This is a genomic window from Arthrobacter sp. HY1533, from assembly GCF_027568515.1.
Lineage (GTDB): Bacteria > Actinomycetota > Actinomycetes > Actinomycetales > Micrococcaceae > Specibacter.
The window spans coordinates 20,087-35,440 of record NZ_JANKZF010000036.1; the positions used below are offsets into that span (position 1 = coordinate 20,087).

Below are 15,354 nucleotides of genomic sequence, written 5' to 3' on the forward strand. Positions count from 1 at the left end.
TCAATCAACCTTTTAATTCCGTCCTGTGAGGCGGGGAAAGGGGACATAAAGAAAATGAACAACCCCTCTGCAGCGTCCGGGGACGGCCAGCCAGCCCCGAGCAGTGTGTCCCGCGTGGTGCTTAGCGCCGCCGACATCGAGCGGGCACTGACCCGCATCGCCTATGAAATTCTCGAAGCCAACAAGGGCGGGGAGAACCTCCTGCTCCTGGGCATCCCGCGCCGCGGCTTCCCTTTGGCCCAGCGCCTGGCCGCCAAGCTTGCCGCCAGCGATCCCGCCATCGACCCGGCTGCCATTGTTGGCCAGCTGGACGTCACGATGTTTCGCGACGACCTGGCCCAGCACCCCACCATGGCCCCGCGCCGCACCGAACTGCCTGCCTCCGGCGTCGACGGCAAGACCATTGTCCTGGTCGATGACGTGCTGTACTCCGGACGCACCATCCGCGCAGCCCTGGACGCCCTCGTGGACCTGGGCCGCCCCCGCGCCGTGCGCCTTGCCGTCCTGGTTGACCGCGGCCACCGCGAACTGCCCATCCGTGCCGACCACGTGGGCAAGAACCTGCCCACCTCCTCCAGCGAAAAGGTCCGTGTCCGCCTGCATGAAATTGACGGCGGCACCGCTGCCGGCGACCAGGTAGTCATCGAGGCCGGCGCATGAGGCACCTGCTTTCCACCGAGCAGCTCAGCCGCGAAAACGCCATCCTGATCCTGGACACCGCCCAGGAAATGTCCGCCGTGGGGGAGCGGGAGATCAAGAAGCTCCCCGCATTGCGCGGCCGCACCGTGGTCAACCTCTTCTTCGAGGACTCCACCCGCACCCGCATCTCCTTTGAAGCCGCCGCCAAGCGCCTCTCGGCCGACGTCATCAACTTCAGCGCGAAGGGCTCTTCGGTGTCCAAGGGTGAGTCCCTCAAGGACACCGCCCAGACCCTGGAGGCCATGAGCGCCGACGCCGTGGTCATCCGGCACTGGGCCTCCGGCGCACCCGCGCAGCTGGCCAACTCCGGCTGGATCGACGCCGCCGTCATCAACGCCGGCGACGGCACTCACGCCCACCCCACGCAGGCCCTCCTGGACGCCTTCACCATGCGCGCCCACTGGTCCAAGCTGCAGGGCAGCTCCTCGGTGGGTGCCGATCTGGCAGGCATGCGCGTCATCATTGCCGGCGATGTGCTGCACTCCCGCGTGGCACGCTCCAATGTGTGGCTGCTGCGCACCCTGGGCGCCCACGTGACGCTCGTGGCCCCGCCCACACTCCTGCCGGTGGGCGTGGAACACTGGCCCTGCGAGGTCAGCTACGACCTCGACGCCGCACTGGAGAAGGGCGTGGACGCCGTCATGATGCTGCGCGTGCAGGCCGAGCGCATGAACGCCTCGTTCTTCCCGTCGGCCCGCGAATACGCTCGCCGCTGGGGGTTCGACGACGCCCGCCTCGCCAAGCTGGATGCCCTGAACCTCAAGGACACCATCATCATGCACCCCGGCCCCATGAACCGCGGCCTGGAAATCTCCTCCGCGGCCGCCGATTCCCCCCGTTCCACGGTCCTGGCCCAGGTCCGCAACGGCGTCTCGGTGCGCATGGCCGCCCTGTACCTGCTGCTTTCCGGCGAAATGCGCGAACCCGCCGCCGCCCACCACTTCCCAGCTGCGCCCCCAGTAAAGGACCACTCATGACCAACGCAAGCTACCTGATCCGCTCGGCGTCCCTGCTGGGCACCACCACGGCAGACATCCTGGTCCGCGACGGCGTCATTGCCGCCGTGGGTGAAAACCTGGGCAGCGACGTTGTGGGCGACGCCACCGTCATTGAAGCCGCCGGCCTGGTGGCCCTGCCCGGCATGGTGGACCTGCACACCCACCTGCGCGAACCCGGCCGCGAAGACGCCGAAACCGTCGAGACCGGCACCCGCGCCGCAGCCCTGGGCGGCTTCACGGCCGTCCACGCCATGGCCAACAGCTCACCCGTCGCCGACACCGCCGGCGTGGTGGAGCAGGTCCACACCCTGGGCCGCGAATCCGGCTGGGTCGACGTCCGCCCTGTTGGCGCAGTCACCGTGGGCCTAGCCGGCAAGCAGCTCGCCGAGCTCGGCGCCATGGCCGATTCCCGCGCCCGCGTCCGGGTCTTCTCCGACGACGGCATCTGCGTCAGCGACCCCGTCATGATGCGCCGTGCCCTGGAGTACGTCAAGGCGTTCGACGGCGTGATTGCCCAGCACGCGCAGGAACCGCGCCTGACCGAAGGCGCCCAGATGAACGAGGGCTCCGTCTCGGCGGATCTCGGCCTGGCCGGCTGGCCTGCAGTGGCCGAGGAATCCATCATTGCCCGCGACGTGCTGCTGGCACACCACGTGGGCTCCCGCCTGCACGTGTGCCACGTCTCCACGGCTGGCTCGGTGGAGATCATCCGCTGGGCCAAGGAGCGCGGCATCTCCGTCACGGCCGAGGTCACCCCGCACCACCTGCTGCTGACCGAAGAGCTCGTGCGCAGCTACAACCCCGTGTACAAGGTCAACCCGCCGCTGCGCGCCGACTCCGACGTCCACGCCCTGCGTGCGGCCCTGGCCGACGGCACCATCGACATTGTTGGCACCGACCACGCACCGCACCCCAGCGAGGCCAAGGAATGCGAATGGGCCTCCGCGGCCATGGGCATGACGGGCCTGGAGACGGCCCTGTCCGTGGTTCAGGAAACCATGATCGAAACCGGCCTGATGACCTGGGCCGACTTTGCCCGCGTCACCTCCACCAAGCCGGCCGAAATCGGCCTCGTGGAAGACCAGGGCCGTCCGCTGGAAGTGGGGGAGCCGGCCAACATTGTGCTGATTGACCCCGCAGCCCGCTGGAACGTTGACCCGTACGCCATGGCCACGAAGGGACGCAACTCGCCCTTCGCCGGCCTGGTGCTGCCGGGCCGCGTGCAGGCCACGTTCTTCCACGGCCACCCCACGGTCCTGGACGGCGTGCTCAACACGCCCTACCGCCACGGGGCCAACTAGTGGACGAGCGGATCCTGCCCGGCGTCCTGGTCCTCCTGGTCGTTGTGGTGGTCTTCGCCTTGATGTTCAGGGGCTGGCGCAACAAGCTCAAGTCACAGGCCGGCCTGGCCGAACTCCCCGCAATCCCCGGGGGACTGGGCGCCGCCACCATCAGCGTCCCGGGCCAATACGTGGTCACCACCGCGGCCGGCGACTGGCTGGACCGGATGGCCGTCCACGGCCTGGGCATCCGCACGCCGGCCACGGTCAGCGTCCACCCGGACGGCGTCGTGATTGAACGCCGCGGGGCGCAGGACCTCTTCATCGCCAGGGAATCCCTGCTCGAGGTGGAGACGCGGGCAGGAATGGCCGGTAAGTTTGTCGAAAAGGACGGACTTGTGGTCATTGGCTGGAGACTGGCGGACACTGAAGTGGACACAGGCTTCCGCACCACCGAGGCAGGCGCCAAGCGCCCGCTCATTGAAGCTTTGCAGGAATTGCTGCCCCACGGCGGCCAAACAGACAGCAACGGAAAGAACAACTGAGAATGAGTGATGCAACCATGCCTGCACAGGCACTTTTGATCCTGGAAGACGGCCGCACTTTCCGTGGCACCAGCTACGGCGCACAGGGCACGGCCCTGGGCGAGGCAGTCTTCACCACCGGCATGACCGGCTACCAGGAGACCCTGACGGACCCCTCCTACGCCCGCCAGCTGATCGTCCAGACGGCACCGCACATCGGCAACACCGGCGTGAACGCGGCCGACAACGAATCCACCCGCATCTGGGCCGCTGGCTACGTTGTCCGCGATGCCGCCCGCCGCCCCTCCAACTGGCGCAGCGAGGGAACGCTCGACGACGAGCTTTCCACCCAGGGCATCGTTGGCATCCAGGGCGTGGACACCCGCGCCATCACCCGCCACCTGCGTGAACGCGGCGCCATGAAGGCTGGCATCTTCTCCGGCACCGACGCCGCCCGCCCGGAAGCGGAACTGCTGGCTGAGGTCCTGGCGCAGCCCGCCATGGCCGGCCTGCGCCTGGCCGAAGAGGTCAGCGTTGACGAGGCCTATGTCGTGGAGCCCTCGGACCACGGCTGGGAAGGCGAGCCGCTGTTCTCCATCGCCGCCCTGGACCTTGGCATCAAGGGCATGACGCCCATCCGCTTCGCCGAGCGCGGCGTGCGCGTGCACGTGCTGCCCGCCACCACCACCTTCGAGGAAGCCCAGGCGCTGAACCCCGACGGCGTGTTCGTCTCCAACGGCCCCGGCGACCCCGCCACCGCCAACAACCAGGTCGCCTTCGTGCGCAGCTTCCTTGACGCCGGCGTGCCGTACTTCGGCATCTGCTTCGGCAACCAGATCCTGGGCCGCGCCCTGGGCTTTGGCACGTACAAGCTGCGCTATGGCCACCGCGGCATCAACCAGCCCGTCATGGACCGCACCACGGGCAAGGTGGAAATCACCAGCCAGAACCACGGCTTCGCCGTCGACGCACCCCTGGACGGGCCCTCACAGGCCCCCGAGGAACGCTTCGGCCGTGTCGAGGTCAGCCACATCAGCCTCAACGACCAGGTGGTCGAAGGACTCGCCTGCCTGGACATCCCCGCCTTCTCGGTGCAGTACCACCCCGAAGCCGCAGCCGGTCCCCACGACGCCGCGTACCTGTTTGACAGGTTCATCAGCCTCATGACCGAGAACAAGACCGCACAGAGCAAGACCGCACAGAGCCAGGAAAACAAGTAATGCCCAAGAGGGAAGATCTCAAGTCAGTATTGGTCATTGGCTCCGGCCCGATCGTGATCGGCCAGGCCGCCGAGTTTGACTACTCCGGCACCCAGGCCCTGCGCGTGCTGCGCGAGGAGGGCCTGCGGGTCATCCTGGTCAACTCCAACCCGGCCACCATCATGACCGACCCCGAGTTCGCCGACGCCACCTACGTTGAGCCGATCACCCCCGAGGTCATCGAGAAGATCATCGCCAAGGAACGCCCCGACGCCATCTTGCCCACCCTGGGTGGGCAGACGGCCCTGAACGCGGCCATCGCACTGGACAAGAACGGCGTCCTGGCCAAGTACAACGTGGAACTCATCGGCGCCAACATCGCCGCGATCGAGCTCGGCGAGGACCGCGAAAAGTTCAAGGGCGTCGTTGAGCGCTGCGGCGCCGAATCGGCCCGCAGCCACATCATCCACACCCTGGATGAGGCCTTCGAGGCCGCCAAGGACCTGGGCTACCCCATGGTCGTGCGCCCCTCCTTCACCATGGGCGGCCTGGGCTCCGGCCTGGCCTACAACCCCGAGGACCTGGAGCGCATTGTAGGCCAGGGCCTGCAGTACAGCCCCACCACCGAGGTTTTGCTCGAAGAGAGCATCCTGGGCTGGAAGGAATACGAGCTGGAGATGATGCGCGACAAGAACGACAACGTCGTTGTTGTGTGCTCCATCGAAAACTTTGACCCGGTGGGCGTCCACACGGGCGACTCCATCACCGTGGCACCGGCCATGACCCTGACGGACCGCGAGTACCAGAACCTGCGCGACATCTCCATCGCCGTCATCCGCGAGGTTGGCGTCGACACCGGCGGCTGCAACATCCAGTTCGCCATCGAGCCCGACACCGGCCGCGTCGTCGTCATTGAGATGAACCCGCGCGTGTCCCGCTCCTCCGCACTCGCCTCCAAGGCAACCGGCTTCGCCATTGCCAAGATCGCCACGAAGCTCTCCCTCGGCTATACGCTGGACGAGATCCCCAACGACATCACCCAGAAGACCCCGGCCTCCTTCGAGCCGGCCCTGGACTACGTTGTTGTCAAGGTTCCCCGCTTCGCCTTCGAGAAGTTCCCGGCGGCGGACCCCACGTTGACCACCACCATGAAGAGCGTGGGCGAGGCCATGGCCATTGGCCGCAACTTCACCGAAGCCCTGCAGAAGGCGCTGCGTTCCCTGGAGCAGAAGGGCGCCAGCCTTGACTTCTCCTCGGTCAACGCCCTCGATGTGCCCGATCTGATCGAGGCCGCCAAGCGCCCCACCACCGATCGCCTGTCACAGGTCCAGCGCGCCCTGTTGGGCGGCGGCACCGTGGAAGAGCTGTACGCGGCCACCGGCATCGATCCCTGGTACCTTGACCAGCTGGTGCTGCTGAACGAGGTTTCGGCCACGATCCGCCAGTCCACCGCCCTGACGCCGGAAATGCTGAAGCTGGCCAAGCGCCACGGCTTCTCCGACGCCCAGATCGGCGCCCTGACGAACAACTCCGAGGCAGTGGTGCGCGGCGTCCGCCAGGCACTGAACATCCGCCCCGTGTACAAGACGGTGGACACCTGCGCCGCGGAATTCGCCGCCTACACCCCGTACCACTACTCCTCCTACGATGAGGAAGACGAGATTGCGCTGCACGAAAAGCCGTCCGTCATCATCCTGGGCTCCGGCCCCAACCGCATCGGCCAGGGCATCGAGTTCGACTACTCCTGCGTCCACGCCTCCATGGCACTGCGCAAGGCCGGCTACGAGACCGTCATGGTCAACTGCAACCCGGAAACCGTCTCCACCGACTACGACGTCTCCACGCGCCTGTACTTTGAGCCGCTGACGCTCGAAGACGTGCTGGAAATCATCGCAGCCGAGGAGCGCACCGGCGGCGTCATGGGCGTCTTCGTGCAGCTCGGCGGCCAGACCCCGCTGAAGCTGGCCCAGGAACTGGCCGACGCCGGTGTCCCCATCCTCGGCACCTCGCCTGAGGCAATCGACCTGGCCGAGCACCGCGGCATGTTCTCCCGTGTCCTGGATGAGGCCGGCCTCATTGCGCCCAAGAACGGCACGGCCGTGTCCTTCAACGACGCCAAGAAGATCGCCGATGAAATTGGCTACCCCGTGCTGGTCCGCCCGTCCTACGTGCTCGGCGGCCGCGGCATGGAAATCGTCTACGACGAGGCCAACCTGTCCCGCTACATCAAGAACGCCACCGAAATCACCGAGGCGCACCCGGTCCTGATCGACCGGTTCCTGGAAGACGCCATTGAAATTGACGTCGATGCGCTCTTTGACGGCAAGGACATGTACCTCGGCGGCATTATGGAGCACATTGAAGAGGCCGGCGTGCACTCGGGCGACTCCGCCTGCGTGCTGCCCCCCATCACCCTGGGCAAGGACGTGCAGGAGCGCGTCCGCAAGGCAACCCGCGCCATCGCCGAAGGCGTGGGCGTGCGCGGCCTGATCAACATCCAGTTCGCCCTTGCCTCGGACATCCTGTACGTCCTGGAAGCCAACCCGCGTGCCTCGCGCACCGTGCCGTTCGTCTCCAAGGCAACGGGCGTGCAGATGGCCAAGGCCGCCGCGCTGATCGGTGTTGGCGTGTCCATCGCCCACCTGCGCAGCGTCCACCACATCCTCCCCGAGGTGGGCGACGGCGGAAACCTGCCCGACAGCGCCCCGGTCGCCGTGAAGGAAGCAGTCATGCCGTTCGCACGCTTCCGCACCGTCGAGGGCCACGTGGTGGACTCCCTGCTCGGGCCGGAAATGCGCTCCACGGGCGAGGTCATGGGCATCGACAAGCACTTTGACACGGCATTCGCCAAGAGCCAGGCCGGGGCCAACAACGCCCTGCCCATCTCGGGCAAGGTCTTTGTCTCGGTGGCCAACCGCGACAAGCGCTCCATCATCATGGCCGTCAAGCGCCTCGCCGACCTCGGCTACGAGATCGTCTCCACGGGCGGCACCGCCGACGTGCTGCGCCGCAACGGCATTGCCTCCACCACGGTCCGCAAGATCGCCGAAGGCAGCTCCGCTGAAGGTGAAGGCACCATTGTTGACCTGATCAACAACGGCGAGATCGACATGATCTTCAACACCCCCACGGGTGGCCAGGCACGCGGCGACGGCTACGAGATCCGCGCGGCAGCCGTCTCCAATGGCAAGCCCTGCATCACCACGGTGGCCGAGTTCAACGTGGCCGTCCAGGCCATGGAGGCACTGCGCTCCTACGAGTGGGACGTCACGAGCCTGCAGGAGCACGCCGTGGTCCTGGCGGCAGGTCTGGCGGCCCAGAATGCCTAGCGCGGACGCTTCGGTCTCGACTGGCTCGACCACCGGCGGCCGGGCGGCATTCGGTGCGCGGCTTGCCGCCGCCATGGGGGCCCGCGGGCCGCTGTGTGTGGGCATCGACCCGCACCCGGGCCTGCTGGCCGCGTGGGGCCTGGACGACTCCGTCCAGGGGCTGCGCAGCTTCTCCCTGACAGTGCTGGAGGCGGTGGCCCCCCTGGCGGCCGCCATCAAGCCGCAGGTGGCGCTCTATGAGCGCCACGGCTCGGCCGGCCTGGCCGTCCTGGAGGAGCTGCTCGCAGCCTCAGCCCAGGCGGATGTGCTGACCATTGCCGACGCCAAGCGCGGGGACATCGGCTCCACCATGGCCGGCTACGCCGACGCATGGCTGCGCGACGGCTCGGCCCTGGCGGCCGACTCCGTGACGCTGAGCCCGTACCTGGGCTTTGAGTCGCTGCGCCCTGCACTGGACCTCGCGGCGGCCACGGGCCGCGGCGTGTTTGTGCTGGCGCTGACCTCCAACCCGGAAGGTGCCAGCGTCCAGCACGTTGGCGGTGCCGAGTCGGTGGCCAAGCGCATTGCCCAGGCCGCCGCCGTCGAAAACCAGCGCTACGCCCAGGACGCCCTGGGCTCCGTGGGCCTGGTGGTTGGCGCCACCGTGGGCAACGCCCTGGAACAGCTGGGCATTGACCTGGCCGCCGTCCACGGGCCACTGCTGGCCCCGGGCCTGGGCGCCCAGGGCGCCACGGGTGCCGACATGCGGGCCACCTTCGGTGCGGCCTACCCGGCCGTGCTGGCCACCTCCAGCCGCGGCATCCTGGCCGCCGGCCCGGATGTGGCAGCGCTGCGGGCCGCCACGCAGGAGACCCTGGCCGGTCTGTAGCCGGCCTGCGCCGGCACCAAGGTGCCGGCGCAGATTGATTTGCTTCCCCGGTGCGGATAAGTTCGAACAACAGCCTTGTTCGCAAGCCGCACCGGGGACAGCCGTCAAAAGGGGAGTTACGTTTCGTGAATTTGCCGCATCTGTCCCACGAAGAACGCGCGGACGCACGGAGCAAGGCCATTGCCGCCAGGACCTTGAGGTCCCAGGCAAAACAAGATTTGAAGACAGGGCAGATGAGCGTTGCCGCCGTGCTTGGCGCGGCCGCGGGCGAACCTGCCCTTGACCGACTTAAAGTGTGTGAATTACTCGAAGCCCTCCCGGGCATTGGAAAGGTACGTGCAACTGTGATCATGAGCGAGCTGGGGATAGCCCCAACCCGCAGGGTGCGCGGCCTGGGCGTGCACCAGCGCCGGGCCCTCCTGGACTACCTGGCGGGCAAGGCATGACCGCCGTGGAGGTGCCCGGCGAGAACACCGAGCGCACCAAGCCCCGCAGCGGCGTGACCGTCCTGGCCGGCCCCACGGCCGTGGGCAAGGGCACCGTGTCCACCTTTATCCGGGACAACTACCCGGATGTGTGGCTGTCGGTCTCCGCCACCACTCGCCAGGCCCGCCCCGGCGAGGAAGAGGGCGTGCACTACTTCTTCAAGGCCGCCGACGACTTCGATTCCCTCGTGGCCGACGGCGAGCTGCTGGAGTGGGCAGTGGTCCATGGCGTGAACCGCTACGGCACCCTGCGCAGCACCGTCGAGGCCGCCGTGGCCAACGGCAAGTCTGTGCTCCTCGAGATCGACCTGCAGGGCGCGCGACAGGTCAAGGAGGCCATGCCGGAGGCCGACTTCGTGTTCCTGGCCCCGCCCAGCTGGGACGAATTGGTCCGCCGCCTTGTGGGGCGCGGCACCGAAACAGCCCAGGAACAGCAGCGCCGCCTGGAAACCGCTAAACTGGAACTTGCTGCCGCGCCGGAGTTCGATTACGTCATTGTCAATGACGATGTCAGCCGTGCTGCAGCTGCGCTGGTTGACTTGATGGGGCTCACCCCCCACCACAACGTTTGACCGCGCGGAACCCACCCGTTCCGCACCGTTTGGCCAGCACAACATCCTTTCGATTTTTTGGAGAATCACTTGACTACACAGCCCGAAGGCATCATCAATCCCCCCATCGACTCGCTGCTTGAGGCTGCCGACTCGAAGTACGGACTGGTCATCTTTGGTGCCAAGCGTGCGCGCCAGATCAACGCTTACTACGCGCAGCTCCACGAGGGCCTGTTCGAGTACGTTGGCCCCCTGGTTGACACCCGCCTGAACGAGAAGTCCCTCTCGATCGCATTCCGCGAAATCGACGAGGGCCTGCTGGTTTCCAAGCCTGTCGAGACCGCGTAACTACGCGCAACCACAGCCACGGTGTCTGAGCTGAACATTGTTCTGGGTGTAGGCGGCGGAATCGCCGCCTACAAGTCGGCCCTGCTGCTGCGCCTCTTCACCGAGGCCGGCCACCGCGTCACAGTCATCCCCACGGAGGCGTCCACGAAATTCGTGGGCGCCGCCACGTGGGAGGCGCTGAGCCGGCGGCCCGTCACGAACGATGTCTTTGACGCCGTGGACCAGGTCAACCATGTCCGGATTGGACATGAGGCGGATTTGATCGTGGTGGCCCCGGCCACCGCGGACCTGCTGGCCCGGGCGGCCGGCGGCCACGCCGACGACCTCCTGACCACCACCCTGCTCATGGCCCGGGGCCCCGTGCTTTTTGCCCCCGCCATGCACACGGAAATGTGGCAGCATGCCTCAACCCAGGCCAATGTGGCCACGCTGCGTTCGCGCGGCGTGCACGTCCTGGACCCGGCTGTGGGGCGCCTGACCGGCCCCGACACGGGTCCCGGCCGCCTGCCCGAGCCCGAGGTGATCTTCGCCGCAGCCATGGCGTTGGTGGGGGAGGGCGCCCCTGCCGCAGCCACCCCCGAACCGGAAGCGCCCGGCGCGCTTGCGGGCGTCCTTGCCGGCGTCCGCGTGCTCATCACGGCCGGCGGCACCCGGGAACCACTTGACCCCGTGCGTTACCTGGGCAACCGCTCCTCGGGCAAGCAGGGCACAGCCCTGGCCGAGGCCGCACTTGCCGCAGGCGCCGACGTGACCTTGATTCACGCACCCATGGAGGTCCCCGCTCCCGCCGGGGCCAAGGTCCAGGCCATTGAGACAGCCCTTGAACTTCGCTCGGCAACCCTTGCCGCTGCGGGGGTGGCCGACGTCGTGATCATGGCCGCGGCCGTGGCGGACTTCCGCCCCTCCAGCATTTCCACCGGCAAGATCAAAAAGCGCGACCACGTGGCCGACCCCGTCATCACGCTGGTGCGCAACCCGGACATCCTGGCCGAGGTGGTGGCCCACCGGGCCGCGCTGAACCAGACGCAGCTCATTGTCGGGTTTGCGGCCGAGACGGGCGACGACGAGGCCGACGCGAGCACTTACGCGCAGGCCAAGCTGGAGCGCAAGGGCTGTGACCTGCTCGTGGTCAACGAGGTGGGCCCCGGCGACACCGGCAGCGAGCGTGTCTTTGGCCAGGACAGCAACCACGTGGAGATCCTGGCCCTCGACGGGGCCAGCCCCGTGCAGGCCGGCGGGAGCAAGCGCGAGGTGGCTGACGCCGTCGTGCAACTCATTGCCCAGAGGCTTGGAACCGGCTAGCGCTGCGGACCCGGCAGCACAACATGTATGACAATCCGTGTCCCGCCCCGACAGGGCGCTGCACCATCACCAGTAGAGTGGAACAGTGACTTCAGTGAACCCCCTGCGCCTGTTTACGTCCGAATCCGTGACGGCAGGCCACCCAGACAAGATTTGTGACCAGATCAGCGACGCCATCCTTGACGCGCTGCTGGCCGAGGACCCCGATTCCCGGGTGGCCGTGGAGACCATGGCCACCACCGGCCTGGTCCACGTTGCCGGCGAGGTGACCACCAACGCCTACGTTGAGATCCCGCAGATCGTGCGCAACACCATCCTGGACATTGGCTACGACTCCTCGGCCAACGGTTTTGACGGCGCCCGCTGCGGCGTGTCGGTCTCGATCGGCCAGCAGTCGCAGGACATTTCCGACGGCGTGTTCAACGCCCTCGAGGTCCGTGAAGGCACCGCGGTGGACAAGTACGACTCCCAGGGCGCCGGCGACCAGGGCCTCATGTTCGGCTACGCGAGCAACGAGACCGCCTCCTACATGCCGACGCCGATCTACCTGGCGCACCGCCTGTCCGAGCGCCTGACGGACGTCCGCAAGTCCGGCGAGCTCGCCTACCTGCGCCCCGACGGCAAGACACAGGTGACCATTGGCTACGACGGCGACACTCCCGTTTCGGTGGACACCGTTGTCATCTCCAGTCAGCACGCCGAGGGCACCGCCCTGGAAAAGCTGCGCGCCGACCTGCAGGAATTCGTGATTGCCCCTGTCATGGCGGCCTCCGGCCTGGACGTGTCCGGCATCCGCACCTACCTGAACCCGGCCGGCCCCTTCGTGGTGGGCGGCCCCGTGGGTGACGCCGGCCTGACCGGGCGAAAGATCATCGTCGACACCTATGGCGGCATGGCCCGCCACGGCGGCGGCGCCTTCTCCGGCAAGGACCCGTCAAAGGTTGACCGTTCGGCCGCCTACGCCATGCGCTGGGTTGCCAAGAACGTGGTTGCCGCCGGCCTGGCCGCCCGTGCCGAGGTCCAGGTTGGCTACGCCATTGGCGTGGCACGTCCCGTGGGTGTCTATGTTGAGACCTTCGGCACCGAAACCGTTGACCCCCGCCGCATCGAGGATGCCATTGCGGCAATCTTCGACCTGCGCCCGGCCGCCATCATCGACAGCCTCGACCTGAAGCGCCCCATCTACGCCAAGACGGCCGCACACGGCCACTTCGGCCGCGACGACGCCGACTTCACGTGGGAAAACCTGGACCGCGTTGATGCGCTGAAGGCATTCTTCAACGCCTAGGCACCCGGTTTTCCACAGCAAGCACAGCCTGCCGGCTCCAATGTCGGCGGGCTGTGCTTAGCTTGTTTCAGGGCTAGTTCCTGATCTTGATTGTTGCCGCATTGAACTGAATGAAAGGGGCCGCCGTGGACACGCACAACGCAGGCCCTTTCTCCCATGGCGGTCTCGAGGACGGCGTGCAGCTGAGCCTGCTGAGCGGCTTCGTGGCCAAGGAGCGCGTGGCCGACCCCCACAGCGGGGTTGTCCTGGCGCCATCCCTGCCGGTGGCCCGCGTGATCATCGACTCGCAGCTGCCCCACCTTGACCGTGTCTTTGACTATTCCGTGCCCCTTGAGCTCGACGCCGAGGCACAGCCGGGCGTGCGCGTCCGGGTGAAGTTCTCCGGACAGGACCTCAACGGCTTCCTGGTGGAGCGTGCCGCCGAATCGGAAAGCACGCGGCTGGTCCCGCTGTCCCGCGTGTACTCGGCCGTCCCCGTCCTGGCCCCGCAGGTCCTGGAGCTGGCCCAGCGCGTCGCGGCCCGCTACAGCGGCACCGTGGCCGACGTCTTGCGCGTGGCAGTCCCGCCCCGGGTGGCAAGCCTGGAGAAGGTGTACCTGAAGAAGGCGGGGGAGTCCGCAGGGGATTCCGCTTCGGAGGCCAAGCCCGATGCCCCCGCCAAGCCCGGCCACTCGCTCTTTGCCGACTTCCCGCATGCCGAGGACTTCCTGACCCGGCTGGCCATGGGCGACAGCCCCAAGGCGGTGCTGGGTGCCTTGCACGGCTATGGACCCCAGTCGTGGCACCACCAGCTGGCCCAGGCAGTGGCCTACTGCCAGCTGTCCGGCCGCGGCGCCATTGTGGTGGTGCCCGAGCTCCGCAGCCTGGAACTGCTGGAGCGGGCCTTCGCCGATGTGCTGCCTGAGGACAGCTATGTGAAGTTGACGGCCGACGATGGCCCCAGCCTCCGCTATGCCAACTTCCTGCGCGTCCTCTCCGGCGACGTGCGGATCGTCATTGGCACGCGCTCGGCCGCCTATGCCCCCGTGAAAGACCTGGGCCTGGTGTGCTGCTGGGACGACGGCGACGAGCTGCACGTTGAGCGCCGGGCCCCGTACCAGCACAGCCGTGACGTGTTGCTGCTGCGCTCCGAGGTGGAGGGGGCCGCAGTCCTGATGGCGGGCCACAGCCGCAGCAGCGAGTCGCAGCGGCTCGTGGCCACTGGCTGGGCGCAAGAGCTGGTTGCCGGACGCCCCGAGGTGCGCAAGGCCGTTGCCAGGGTCATCAGCACGCAGGATTCCTACGAGCAGGAGCGCGACCCCGCCGCCGCCCTGGCCAGGCTTCCACACCGGGCCTGGGAAACGGCCAAGGCTGCGCTGAAGTTCGGTCCGGTGCTGGTGCAGGTGGCGCGCACAGGCTATGCGCCGGCACTGGCCTGCCAGCGCTGCCGGGAGGTGGCCCGGTGCCGGCACTGTGCGGGCCCGCTCATGCAGGCGCGTGCCCCCGGCTCGGCGTCGGTCATGGTCACGTGCAAGTGGTGCGGCACGGCCGAGACTGCGTTCAGCTGCAGCACCTGCGGTTTCCAGGGGTTGCGGGCCATCTCCGTTGGGGCCCTGCGCACCGCCGAGGAACTGGGCCGCGCCTTTCCTTCGGTTGCCGTGGTTTCCTCCTCGGGCGAGCACATCAAGACAACCGTGCCCGACCGTCCGGCCATCGTGGTCGCCACAATCGGTGCCGAGCCTGTGGCCACGCACGGCTATGCGGCAGCACTGCTGCTCGACGGCGACTCCATGCTCCGGCGTGAGTCGCTGCGCGCCGGCGAAGAAACCCTGCGCCGCTGGCTGAACGCTGCGGCGCTGGTCCGGCCCGCCAAGGACGGCGGCATCGTGGTGGTCACGGCGGAGGAGTCCGTGGAGGTCTCTGCGCTGGTGCGCTGGGACCCGGCCGGCCACGCCGAGCGGGAATTTGCCCTGCGCCACCAACTCGGACTGCCACCCGCCATGCGGCTTGCCTCGCTGACGGGCCGCGAGGAGGACGTCGAGGCGTTCCGGGTGGCCTTGAAGCTGCCGGAGTCCGTGCGCGTCATAGGGCCCGCGCCAGTGGCGGCGGTGCCCTCCGCATCCGTGCATTCTGGTGCTGGCGATGCCGAGGCGCCCGACTACCGCACCATCCTGCTGTTCCCGTACTCCCTGGCCGCAACGGTCACGGCCGACATGCGGGCCCTCAAGGCAGCCAATGCTGCCCGCAGGACCGGATCACCTGTGCAGGTGCGCTGCGACGGCTTGGATGTCCTCTAGGCCACGGTGGTCGCCCGGTGGTCGAGCCTGTCTCCCGGTGGTCGAGCCTGTCGAGACCCGAGACCCGGGGTCTGCTGGCGGAATATGTTGTTAGAACATTCTTTCTAAAAACTATTGCGGTTGTATTACGGTGGGCGTAGTGTGGGGGTATGAGTATTCCGGTGGTTGTCCCCGGGGACCGGGGCGGTGGCGCTGCACAGGATGTGG

13 protein-coding genes are annotated in these 15,354 nt (G+C 67.6%); all 13 read left to right on the forward strand.

Translation table 11 applies throughout. The features are described 5' to 3' along the window. The first annotated feature begins 54 nt into the window (after window positions 1–54). The 13 genes from pyrR to PCK14_RS17890 all read left to right on the forward strand — a co-directional run bounded on the left by pyrR (window position 55) and on the right by PCK14_RS17890 (window position 15,147). A complete protein-coding gene (gene pyrR / locus PCK14_RS17830) occupies window positions 55–660 on the forward strand; it encodes a bifunctional pyr operon transcriptional regulator/uracil phosphoribosyltransferase PyrR (protein WP_269939864.1) in 606 nt (201 codons plus the stop codon). Further along, window positions 657–1,676 (forward strand): aspartate carbamoyltransferase catalytic subunit, encoded by a 1,020-nt coding sequence (locus PCK14_RS17835; RefSeq protein WP_269939865.1) that lies wholly within the window; start codon window positions 657–659, stop codon window positions 1,674–1,676. The genes pyrR and PCK14_RS17835 overlap by 4 nt, the downstream gene beginning before the upstream one ends. Then, window positions 1,673–2,998 (forward strand): dihydroorotase, encoded by a 1,326-nt coding sequence (locus PCK14_RS17840; RefSeq protein ID WP_269939866.1) that lies wholly within the window; start codon window positions 1,673–1,675, stop codon window positions 2,996–2,998. The genes PCK14_RS17835 and PCK14_RS17840 overlap by 4 nt, the downstream gene beginning before the upstream one ends. After that, complete coding sequence (locus PCK14_RS17845; RefSeq protein ID WP_269939867.1) at window positions 2,998–3,522, forward strand: PH-like domain-containing protein; 525 nt, start codon at window positions 2,998–3,000, stop codon at window positions 3,520–3,522. The genes PCK14_RS17840 and PCK14_RS17845 overlap by 1 nt, the downstream gene beginning before the upstream one ends. Window positions 3,523–3,524: 2 nt before the next feature. Further along, entirely contained in the window at window positions 3,525–4,721 is a 1,197-nt protein-coding gene (carA, locus tag PCK14_RS17850; protein ID WP_269939868.1) for a glutamine-hydrolyzing carbamoyl-phosphate synthase small subunit, read from the forward strand. Continuing rightward, window positions 4,721–8,029: a carbamoyl-phosphate synthase large subunit gene (gene carB / locus PCK14_RS17855; protein WP_269939869.1), complete on the forward strand. Its 3,309-nt coding sequence runs from the start codon at window positions 4,721–4,723 to the stop codon at window positions 8,027–8,029. The genes carA and carB overlap by 1 nt, the downstream gene beginning before the upstream one ends. Beyond that, window positions 8,022–8,897, forward strand: coding sequence for an orotidine-5'-phosphate decarboxylase (pyrF, locus tag PCK14_RS17860; RefSeq protein WP_269939870.1), 876 nt, complete (start codon window positions 8,022–8,024; stop codon window positions 8,895–8,897). The genes carB and pyrF overlap by 8 nt, the downstream gene beginning before the upstream one ends. Before the next feature lie 125 nt (window positions 8,898–9,022). Beyond that, complete coding sequence (gene mihF, locus PCK14_RS17865; protein ID WP_269939871.1) at window positions 9,023–9,343, forward strand: integration host factor, actinobacterial type; 321 nt, start codon at window positions 9,023–9,025, stop codon at window positions 9,341–9,343. Further along, on the forward strand, window positions 9,340–9,954 hold the full coding sequence (gmk, locus tag PCK14_RS17870; RefSeq protein WP_269939872.1) for a guanylate kinase: 615 nt from the start codon (window positions 9,340–9,342) through the stop codon (window positions 9,952–9,954). Before mihF ends, gmk begins: the two co-directional genes overlap by 4 nt. A gap of 69 nt (window positions 9,955–10,023) precedes the next feature. Further along, window positions 10,024–10,281 (forward strand): DNA-directed RNA polymerase subunit omega, encoded by a 258-nt coding sequence (rpoZ, locus tag PCK14_RS17875; RefSeq protein WP_269939873.1) that lies wholly within the window; start codon window positions 10,024–10,026, stop codon window positions 10,279–10,281. Window positions 10,282–10,311: 30 nt separating this feature from the next. Further along, window positions 10,312–11,583 carry a bifunctional phosphopantothenoylcysteine decarboxylase/phosphopantothenate--cysteine ligase CoaBC gene (gene coaBC, locus PCK14_RS17880; protein WP_269939879.1) on the forward strand — a complete coding sequence of 424 codons (1,272 nt, stop codon included), beginning with the start codon at window positions 10,312–10,314 and terminating at the stop codon, window positions 11,581–11,583. 85 nt (window positions 11,584–11,668) lie between these two features. Further along, window positions 11,669–12,871 (forward strand): methionine adenosyltransferase, encoded by a 1,203-nt coding sequence (metK, locus tag PCK14_RS17885; protein ID WP_269939874.1) that lies wholly within the window; start codon window positions 11,669–11,671, stop codon window positions 12,869–12,871. A gap of 110 nt (window positions 12,872–12,981) precedes the next feature. Continuing rightward, on the forward strand, window positions 12,982–15,147 hold the full coding sequence (locus PCK14_RS17890) for a primosomal protein N' (RefSeq protein ID WP_442864758.1): 2,166 nt from the start codon (window positions 12,982–12,984) through the stop codon (window positions 15,145–15,147). Window positions 15,148–15,354 lie beyond the last annotated feature (207 nt).

Coding starts and splice junctions, on each gene's coding strand:
- gmk (WP_269939872.1), top strand. CDS start 9,340: ATGACCGCCGTGGAGGTGCCCGGCGAGAACACCGAGCGCACCAAGCCC.
- carB (WP_269939869.1), top strand. CDS start 4,721: ATGCCCAAGAGGGAAGATCTCAAGTCAGTATTGGTCATTGGCTCCGGC.
- carA (WP_269939868.1), top strand. CDS start 3,525: ATGAGTGATGCAACCATGCCTGCACAGGCACTTTTGATCCTGGAAGAC.
- PCK14_RS17835 (WP_269939865.1), top strand. CDS start 657: ATGAGGCACCTGCTTTCCACCGAGCAGCTCAGCCGCGAAAACGCCATC.
- pyrF (WP_269939870.1), top strand. CDS start 8,022: ATGCCTAGCGCGGACGCTTCGGTCTCGACTGGCTCGACCACCGGCGGC.
- pyrR (WP_269939864.1), top strand. CDS start 55: ATGAACAACCCCTCTGCAGCGTCCGGGGACGGCCAGCCAGCCCCGAGC.
- PCK14_RS17890 (WP_442864758.1), top strand. CDS start 12,982: ATGAAAGGGGCCGCCGTGGACACGCACAACGCAGGCCCTTTCTCCCAT.
- PCK14_RS17840 (WP_269939866.1), top strand. CDS start 1,673: ATGACCAACGCAAGCTACCTGATCCGCTCGGCGTCCCTGCTGGGCACC.